Origin of the sequence: Inquilinus sp., assembly GCF_039594555.1 — a bacterium.
Taxonomy (GTDB): domain Bacteria; phylum Pseudomonadota; class Alphaproteobacteria; order DSM-16000; family Inquilinaceae; genus Inquilinus.
On the sequence record NZ_JBCNNF010000336.1, the window covers coordinates 1 to 7,597 of the forward strand.

General features: G+C 70.0%; 7 protein-coding genes. 6 read left to right on the forward strand and 1 reads right to left on the reverse strand.

The features are described from left to right. Positions 1 to 1,426, forward strand: a 1,426-nt coding sequence (locus ABDW35_RS27450) for a calcium-binding protein (RefSeq protein ID WP_343717036.1), incomplete at its 5' end; no start/stop codon positions are given. Between the two features lie 44 nt (positions 1,427 to 1,470). Here ABDW35_RS27450 and ABDW35_RS27455 read toward each other — a convergent pair. Continuing rightward, a complete protein-coding gene (locus tag ABDW35_RS27455) occupies positions 1,471 to 2,337 on the reverse strand; it encodes an AraC family transcriptional regulator (RefSeq protein WP_343717037.1) in 867 nt (288 codons plus the stop codon). Between the two features lie 168 nt (positions 2,338 to 2,505). Between ABDW35_RS27455 and recA the strand changes: the two genes are divergently transcribed. The 5 genes from recA to ABDW35_RS27480 all read left to right on the forward strand — a co-directional run. Further along, positions 2,506 to 3,585: a recombinase RecA gene (gene recA / locus ABDW35_RS27460; RefSeq protein WP_343717038.1), complete on the forward strand. Its 1,080-nt coding sequence runs from the start codon at positions 2,506 to 2,508 to the stop codon at positions 3,583 to 3,585. 99 nt (positions 3,586 to 3,684) lie between these two features. After that, positions 3,685 to 5,046, forward strand: coding sequence for a glutamate--tRNA ligase (gene gltX, locus ABDW35_RS27465; protein WP_343717039.1), 1,362 nt, complete (start codon positions 3,685 to 3,687; stop codon positions 5,044 to 5,046). A gap of 80 nt (positions 5,047 to 5,126) precedes the next feature. After that, entirely contained in the window at positions 5,127 to 5,942 is an 816-nt protein-coding gene (locus ABDW35_RS27470) for an NYN domain-containing protein (protein ID WP_343717040.1), read from the forward strand. A 94-nt stretch (positions 5,943 to 6,036) separates the two neighbouring features. Further along, positions 6,037 to 7,419, forward strand: coding sequence for a cysteine--tRNA ligase (gene cysS / locus ABDW35_RS27475; RefSeq protein ID WP_343717041.1), 1,383 nt, complete (start codon positions 6,037 to 6,039; stop codon positions 7,417 to 7,419). Between the two features lie 4 nt (positions 7,420 to 7,423). After that, positions 7,424 to 7,597 (forward strand): hypothetical protein (locus ABDW35_RS27480; protein ID WP_343717042.1); only part of this gene is annotated, 174 nt, incomplete at its 3' end.

A 7,597-nucleotide genomic window follows, 5' to 3' on the forward strand; every position in this document is an offset into this window, starting at 1 on the left:
CACGGTGAGCAATTCCACGCAGGTTGGGGCGAACGCGCAATGGGTGTGGTGGCCACCGGTTGCCCCGAAAAGGGTTCGGTCCAGTATATCGAAGAATCGCCCGTGGCTGCGGCACGGCTTCGGCCGCTTTCCGCCGGCCGCGGCGGGGCTGTACCAGTTGGCGCATCTGTCGGGGTCGGACTTCTCCGATCTGCTTGGCGGCGACGCCGGAGACAATGCGCTGTATGGCAACGGCGGGGCCGACAAGCTGTGGGGCAACGGCGGCGATGACATCCTCGACGGCGGTGCCGGCGCCGACGTTCTCGATGGCGGCGACGGGACCAACGCTGCCTCCTATGTTGGATCCGCCCAAGCTGTCGCAGTCGATCTCGCCACCGGCAAGGGCGCCTATGGCGACGCGGCCGGCGACACGCTGATCCGGATTGCGGATGTGTTCGGGTCCGATTTCGCGGACACGCTGGTCGGCGACGGTGCCGACAACAGCCTCTATGGCGGGGCCGGCAAAGACACGCTGATCGGGCGAGGGGGGGACGATTTTCTGGAAGGCGGGGCCGGGCCCGACTCGCTCAACGGTGGGGCCGGCGACAACATGGCGTCCTATTTCGGCTCTTCGGCCGGGGTCACGGTCAACCTCGCAACGAGGGCGGCCACAGGCGGAGACGCACAGGGCGACCAGCTTTACTTTATCTCCGGCCTGTACGGATCGGGTTTCGCTGATCAGCTCAGCGGCGATGCCGGCGACAACGTGCTCTATGGCAATGGCGGTGCCGATAAGCTGTGGGGCAATGGCGGCAACGATATCCTCAACGGCGGCGCCGGGGCTGACACGCTCTATGGCGGGGCAGGCTACAACGTGGCTTCCTATTTCGGATCCTTGGCGGGAGTTTCCGTCAACCTCGCCACGGGGGCGGCTGCGGGCGGCGACGCTCAAGGCGACTTGTTGTATCAGATTACAGACCTGTTCGGTTCGGACGTTGCGGATCAACTCGGCGGCGATGCCAGCGGCAACGTGCTCTACGGGAATGGGGGGGCAGACATCCTTTGGGGCAATGGCGGCGATGATGTCCTCAGCGGCGGCGCCGGGGCAGATTCGCTCTATGGCGGGGGTGGCCGGGACTTGTTCCTGTTCGAGGCCGCTGCGGATAGCGGGGCTACGGCCGGCACCCGTGACCGGATCATGGATTTCACCCGCGGCAGTGACCGGATCGACCTCTCGGATATCGACGCCAATGCCAGTGCGGGGGGCAACCAAGCATTCAACTTCATTGGTGGTGACGCCTTCACTGGCGTGGCGGGGCAGCTTAGGGTCTTCACCGAGGCTGGAGCCTTGGTCGTGGCCGGAGACCTCAACGGTGATCGGGTTGCCGATTTCACGATCGCTGTCAGCGGCACGGCGTCGCTCACAGCCGGCGACTTTGCTCTCTAGCGAAAGGACCAGACACCGATCTTCTGGCCCCTCGGCTCACGAGGTCACCTCCGCCGTTCCGGAAACTCCCGGATGGGCAGGTGGATATCGGTGATCAGCTCCGCCGGCGGGGTGCTGCGCGGGTCGTTCAGGTATTCCTCGAAGATCGGCGCTTCCGCCGGCTCGGCGCCGCTGGCCGGCAGCCAGGTCCGGTACAGCCAGGCATAGGACCGCTCCAACTCGGCATAGGGGCCGATATGGCGCAGCACCGCATGCGGCCCGCCGGCGACGGTGCGGATTGTGATCTCACCCTCGCCGGTAATGCCCTCCGACACCTCCAGGCAGGCGTCGGAGCGGAGGTCGGCAGGCGCCACCGCGCCCGGATCATCGTAATAGAGGCCCAGGCTGCGGGCGCCGGGGCGGAACAGCTGCCGGGCGCGGGCCCAGGACATCAGGATGTCGAAGCTGCGGCCGACCTCCATATAGGGGCCGACATGGCGGACGGCGGCGACGCGGATCGGCGCCAGGGTGCGGTAGGTGACCTCGGGCATGGCTGTCTCTCCTTCGGATGGGTCGAAGGGGAACGACCGGCGCGTGTCGCGATAGGCCCCCGGCGGGCGGCCGTAGCGCTCGGCGAAGGCGCGGGTGAAGGCGGCGGTGCTGCCGTATCCCGCCCGCTGCGCGATGCGGGCCACCGCCGTCTCGCTGTCCAGCAGCGTGCCGGCGGCGCGGTGCAGGCGCAGCCGGCGCACCGTCTCCGCCACCGTCTCGCCCAGCAGGTACCGGTACGCCCGGTGGAAGTGATAGGGCGAGAAGCAGGCCACGCCGGCCAGCCGGTCCAGGTCGACCGGGTCGTCGAGATGGGCGGCGATGTGGTCGACCACCCGCTGGATGCGGGCGAGGTGGCGGTCGAGCGTGGCGTCCTTCGGCATCGGTTCGTTCTCCTGATCCCGTCTTAGCCCGAAGCGGATTGATCCTGCTTGCGAAGCCGCGGCCGCGAAAGCCCCGCATTCTGGGGGGTCTTGCCTGTCAGGAACAAAACGTGTACAAGAGCTGCATTGACGCGGCGTATGGCGCCATGCAACTGGAAAGGACAGGTGATGTCGATCCCGACTCTCCGTGTTGTCGAAAGGGCCCCGATGGACAAGACCAAGGCGCTGGAAGCCGCCCTGACCCAGATTGAACGGGCCTTCGGCAAGGGCTCGGTGATGAAGCTCGGGGCACGGCCCCAGATCGAGACGGAGGTGATCTCGACCGGGTCGCTGGGCCTCGATATCGCGCTCGGCATCGGCGGCCTGCCGAAGGGCCGCATCGTCGAGATCTACGGGCCGGAAAGCTCGGGCAAGACCACTTTGGCGCTGCATGCGGTGGCCGAAGCGCAGAAAGCCGGCGGCACCTGCGCCTATGTCGATGCCGAGCACGCGCTCGATCCGACCTACGCCCGCAAGCTCGGCGTCAACATCGACGAGCTGCTGATCTCGCAGCCCGATGCCGGCGAGCAGGCGCTGGAGATCACCGACACGCTGGTCCGCTCCGGCGCGATCGACGTGGTGGTGGTCGATTCGGTCGCGGCGCTGGTGCCGCGGGCCGAGCTCGAGGGCGAGATGGGCGACAACCAGCCCGGCCTGCAGGCCCGGCTGATGAGCCAGGCGATGCGCAAGCTCACCGGCTCGATCGCGCGGTCGAACACGCTGGTGATCTTCATCAACCAGATCCGCCTGAAGATCGGCGTGATGTTCGGCAACCCGGAGACGACGACGGGCGGCAACGCGCTGAAGTTCTACTCCTCGATCCGGCTCGACATCCGCCGCATCGGCGCGATCAAGGACCGCGAGACCGTCACCGGCAACCAAACCCGGGTCAAGGTGGTGAAGAACAAGCTGGCGCCGCCGTTCCGCGCCGTCGAGTTCGACATCATGTATGGCGAGGGCGTGTCGAAGACCGGCGAGCTGCTCGATCTCGGCGTCCAGGCCGGGGTGGTCGAGAAGTCGGGCGCCTGGTTCTCCTATGACGGCCAGCGCATCGGCCAGGGCCGCGAGAACGCCAAGGCCTTCCTGCGCGACAACCCCGAGACGGCGAAGTCGATGGAGGCCAAGATTCGGGCCAATGCCGGCCTGGTCTCCGACCGCATGATGACCGCCGGCGGCGGCGCCGAGAGCGACGGCGGCGACGGCGAGTGATCGCCGCTCGTCCCTGACCTGACTCAGCCTGCGCGACGGAAAGGCCCGGGAGACCGGGCCTTTTCCGTTCCCGGCCCGATCGTGCTATCTCCCCCGCCCATGACCGACCTGCCGACCTCCGCCCCGATCGTCACCCGCTTCGCCCCGAGCCCGACCGGCCTGCTGCATGTCGGCAATGTCCGCACCGCGCTGGTCTGCTGGCTCGCCGCCCGCGCCAGCGGCGGGCGCTTCCTGCTGCGGCTCGACGACACCGACACCGAGCGGGGCAGCGCCGAATTCGCCGCGGCGATCGAGCAGGATCTGCGCTGGCTCGGCCTCGGCTGGGACGGCTTCGCCCGCCAGTCCGACCGCACCGACCGCTACCGCGACGCGCAGGACCGGCTGAAGGCGGCCGGCCGGCTGTACCCCTGCTACGAGACGGCGGAGGAGCTGGAGCTCAAGCGCAAGAGCCTGCTGGCCCGCGGCCTGCCGCCGCTCTACGACCGCGCCGCCCTGGCGCTGACCGACGCAGACCGCGCCCGGCTGGAGGGGGAGGGGCACCGGCCGCATTGGCGCTTCCGGATGGCTGATGCGCCGATCGAATGGCACGACAAGGTCCGCGGTCCGGTCCATTTCAACGGCCGCGACATCTCCGACCCGGTGCTGGTGCGCGAGGATGGGCGGGCGCTGTACCACATCGGCTCGGTGGTCGACGACATCGACATGGGGATCAATCTGGTGGTGCGGGGCGAGGACCATGTCGCCAACACCGCCATGCACATCCAGCTGGCCCAGGCGCTGGGCGCCGCGCCGCCGGGCTACGCCCATCTCTCGCTGATCGCCGACGCCGAGGGCCACGGCCTGTCCAAGCGCCTGGGCAGCCTGTCGCTGCGCAGCCTGCGGGAGCAGGGGATCGAGCCGATGGCGGTGACCAGCCTGCTGGCCAAGCTCGGCACCTCCGACCCGATCGAGCCGCGGCTGGCGCTCGACGACCTCGTCGCCGAATTCGATTTCGCCAGGTTCTCCCGCACCATCCCGCGCTTCGACCCGGCCGAGCTGCAGCGGCTGAACGGCCGCATCCTGCACGAGACGCCCTTTGCGGCGGTGCGCGACCGGCTGGCGGCGCTGGGCCTCGGCGCCGTCGACGAGGCGGCCTGGGCAGTGCTGCGGCCGAACCTGCAGCGGCTCGAGGACGCGGCCGGCTGGTGGCGGGTGGTCACCGGGCCGGTGACGCCGATTATCGCCGACGCGGCCCTGCTGGCCGCCGGTGCCGAGCTGCTGCCGCCGGAGCCCTGGGACGATACGACCTGGAGCGCCTGGACGGCGGCGGTGCGGGAGCGCACCGGCATCAAGGGCAAGCCGCTGTTCCTGACCCTGCGCCTGGCCTTGACCGGCCTCGACCATGGCCCGGAGCTGCGCGGCCTGCTGCCGCTGATCGGGCGGGATCGGGCGCTGGCCCGGCTGTCGGGCCGGGCGGCCTGAGGCCTTGTCATGCTAAAACTTGCATAAAACTTAATCCTGCCCCCCTTGGCGCCACCTGCGGTCCGGAGTAAGAACCGGATATGACCGACGAGATACTGCCCACCCAGGACGCCCCGGCCTTGCCGGTGGCCGCGGTCTTCCTCGATGTGGCGTCGCTGCCCGGCGGCGACCCCGAGGACCTCGCGCGCATCCTCGGCGCGCTCGGCACCGTCTGCCGCCCGGCGCGCCGCATCGCCTATGCCGACTGGGCGGCGCTGTCCGACCTGCGCAGCGTCGCCCACCGCCACGGCTTCGACCAGGTCCAGACCACCGAGACCGAGCCGGGCCGCGACGCCGCGTCGCTGCGCCTGGTGGTCGACGTCATGGAGCTCGGCCTGCTGGAGCGCGGCATCGACACCGTGGTGCTGGTGACCGGCAGCGCGGCGCTGCTGCCGCTGGTCCGCAGCCTGCGCCGCCACGGCAAGAAGGTGATCGCCATCGGCCCCGGCCGCCGGATGGACCCGTTGTTCCAGTCGGAATGCGACCGCTTCGTCGATAGCGCCGCGCTCGGCCGCCCGGCCCCGGCGCCGGCGCGGGCCGAGCTCCGCCCGTCCACCGCGGCGCCGGCCGCCCGTCCGGCCGCCCCGGCGCTCCACCCCGAGCCGGCGCCCGCCCCGGTCCGCTCGTCGGAACCGGCGCCGCGCCTGCGCGTCGGTCCGCCGGCCGAGCCCGCCCGCGCCGGCCGGCTGGGCCCCGCAGTGGCGGAGCCGCCGCGCCCCTCCGCGGCGGCGCGCGCCCATCGCCCATCGCTGACCGCCCAGTTCGACGAGCCGGAGGGCGCCCCCGCCGGCCCGCCGCTGATGGCCGGCACGCCGGTGGTGCCGCAGCGCAAGGGCTGGTTCGGCAAGCGCCGCTGACCGGGCTGCCCTGCGGCCTGAGCCTTGGACGCCAAGGGCCCGATCTGGTAATCGTCGCGGTCCCGACCGGACAGGCTTTCTAGGACCGCGACCCGTGGCGCTCTCTCTGCACAACACGCTCACCCGGACGAAGGAAGCCTTCGTCCCGATCGACCCGAGCCATGTGCGGATGTATGTCTGCGGCCCGACGGTCTATGACTACGCCCATATCGGCAACGCCCGGCCGATCGTGGTGTTCGACGTGCTGTACCGGCTGCTGCGGACGCTGTATCCGCGGGTGACCTATGCCCGCAACATCACCGACATCGAAGACAAGATCATCGAGCGGGCGAAGGCCAACGGGGAGTCGATCGGCGAGCTGACCCGCCGCACCGGCGAGGTCTTCGCCGCCGACATGGCGGCGCTGGGCGCCCTGCTGCCCGACGTCCAGCCGCGAGCCACCGAGCATATCCCGCAGATGGTCGAGATGATCGGCACGCTGGTCGGCAACGGCCATGCCTATGCCGCCGAAGGCCATGTGCTGTTCAACGTGCCGTCGATGCCGGATTACGGCCAGCTGTCGCGCCGCAACCGCGACGAGCAGATCGACGGCGCCCGGGTCGACGTCGCACCCTACAAGCGCGACCCGGCCGATTTCGTTCTGTGGAAGCCGTCGACCGACGACCAGCCGGGCTGGGACAGCCCCTGGGGCCGCGGCCGGCCGGGCTGGCACATCGAATGCTCGGCCATGGCGGCGGCCCATCTCGGCAAGATCTTCGACATCCATGCCGGCGGCATCGACCTCGTCTTCCCGCATCACGAGAACGAGATCGCGCAGAGCCGCTGCGCCCATGGCACGCCGGTGATGGCCAATTATTGGCTGCACAACGGCTTCCTGCAGGTCGAAGGCCAGAAGATGTCGAAGTCGCTCGGCAACTTCTACACGCCGCATGAGCTGCTGGAGGAGTTCCCGGGCGAGGCGCTGCGCTATGCCCTGCTGTCCGGCCATTACCGCCAGCCCTTCGACTTCACCAAGGACGGGGTGCGCCAGGCCCGCGCGGCGCTGGACCGGTTCTACGGCGCGCTGCGCGCCATCGGCCCCGCCTCGGTCGAACCGGGCCAGGCGCCGGCGGCCGTGCTGGCGGCGCTGGAGGACGACCTGAACACGCCGGAGGCCCTGGCCGCGCTGCACGAGACCGTGGGCGAGCTGAACAAGGCCACCGATCCGGCCGAGCAGGCCCGTCTGAAGGCCGAGCTGCTGGCCGGCGGCCGGCTGCTGGGCCTGCTGGAGCAGTCGCCGGAGGACTGGTTCCGCTGGCGGCCGAAGGCGGATTCGGGGCTGGACGATTCCGAGATCGACGCGCTGGTGGCGGCCCGGCGGGCGGCGCGGGCGGCGAAGGACTTCGCCGAGGCCGACCGCATCCGCGACCAGCTGGTGGCCGCCGGCATCGCGCTGGAGGACAAGCCGGACCGCACGCTGTGGCGCCGGGTGGGGTGAGGCGATGAGCGAGCGGATCTGGCTGTTCGACACCACCCTGCGCGACGGGGCGCAGACCCAGGGCGTGGACTTCTCGGTGGCCGACAAGATCGCCATCGCCAGGAAGCTCGACGCGCTGGGCATCGACTATGTCGAGTCGAGGGTTTGGGCACGGAAAATAATCGGGCATCAAACATAC

What these genes read in the sequence shown, in the direction of transcription:
- ABDW35_RS27455 (WP_343717037.1), bottom strand. Translation starts at nt 2,337, where the DNA reads ATGCCGAAGGACGCCACGCTCGACCGCCACCTCGCCCGCATCCAGCGG.
- recA (WP_343717038.1), top strand. Translation starts at nt 2,506, where the DNA reads ATGTCGATCCCGACTCTCCGTGTTGTCGAAAGGGCCCCGATGGACAAG.
- gltX (WP_343717039.1), top strand. Translation starts at nt 3,685, where the DNA reads ATGACCGACCTGCCGACCTCCGCCCCGATCGTCACCCGCTTCGCCCCG.
- ABDW35_RS27470 (WP_343717040.1), top strand. Translation starts at nt 5,127, where the DNA reads ATGACCGACGAGATACTGCCCACCCAGGACGCCCCGGCCTTGCCGGTG.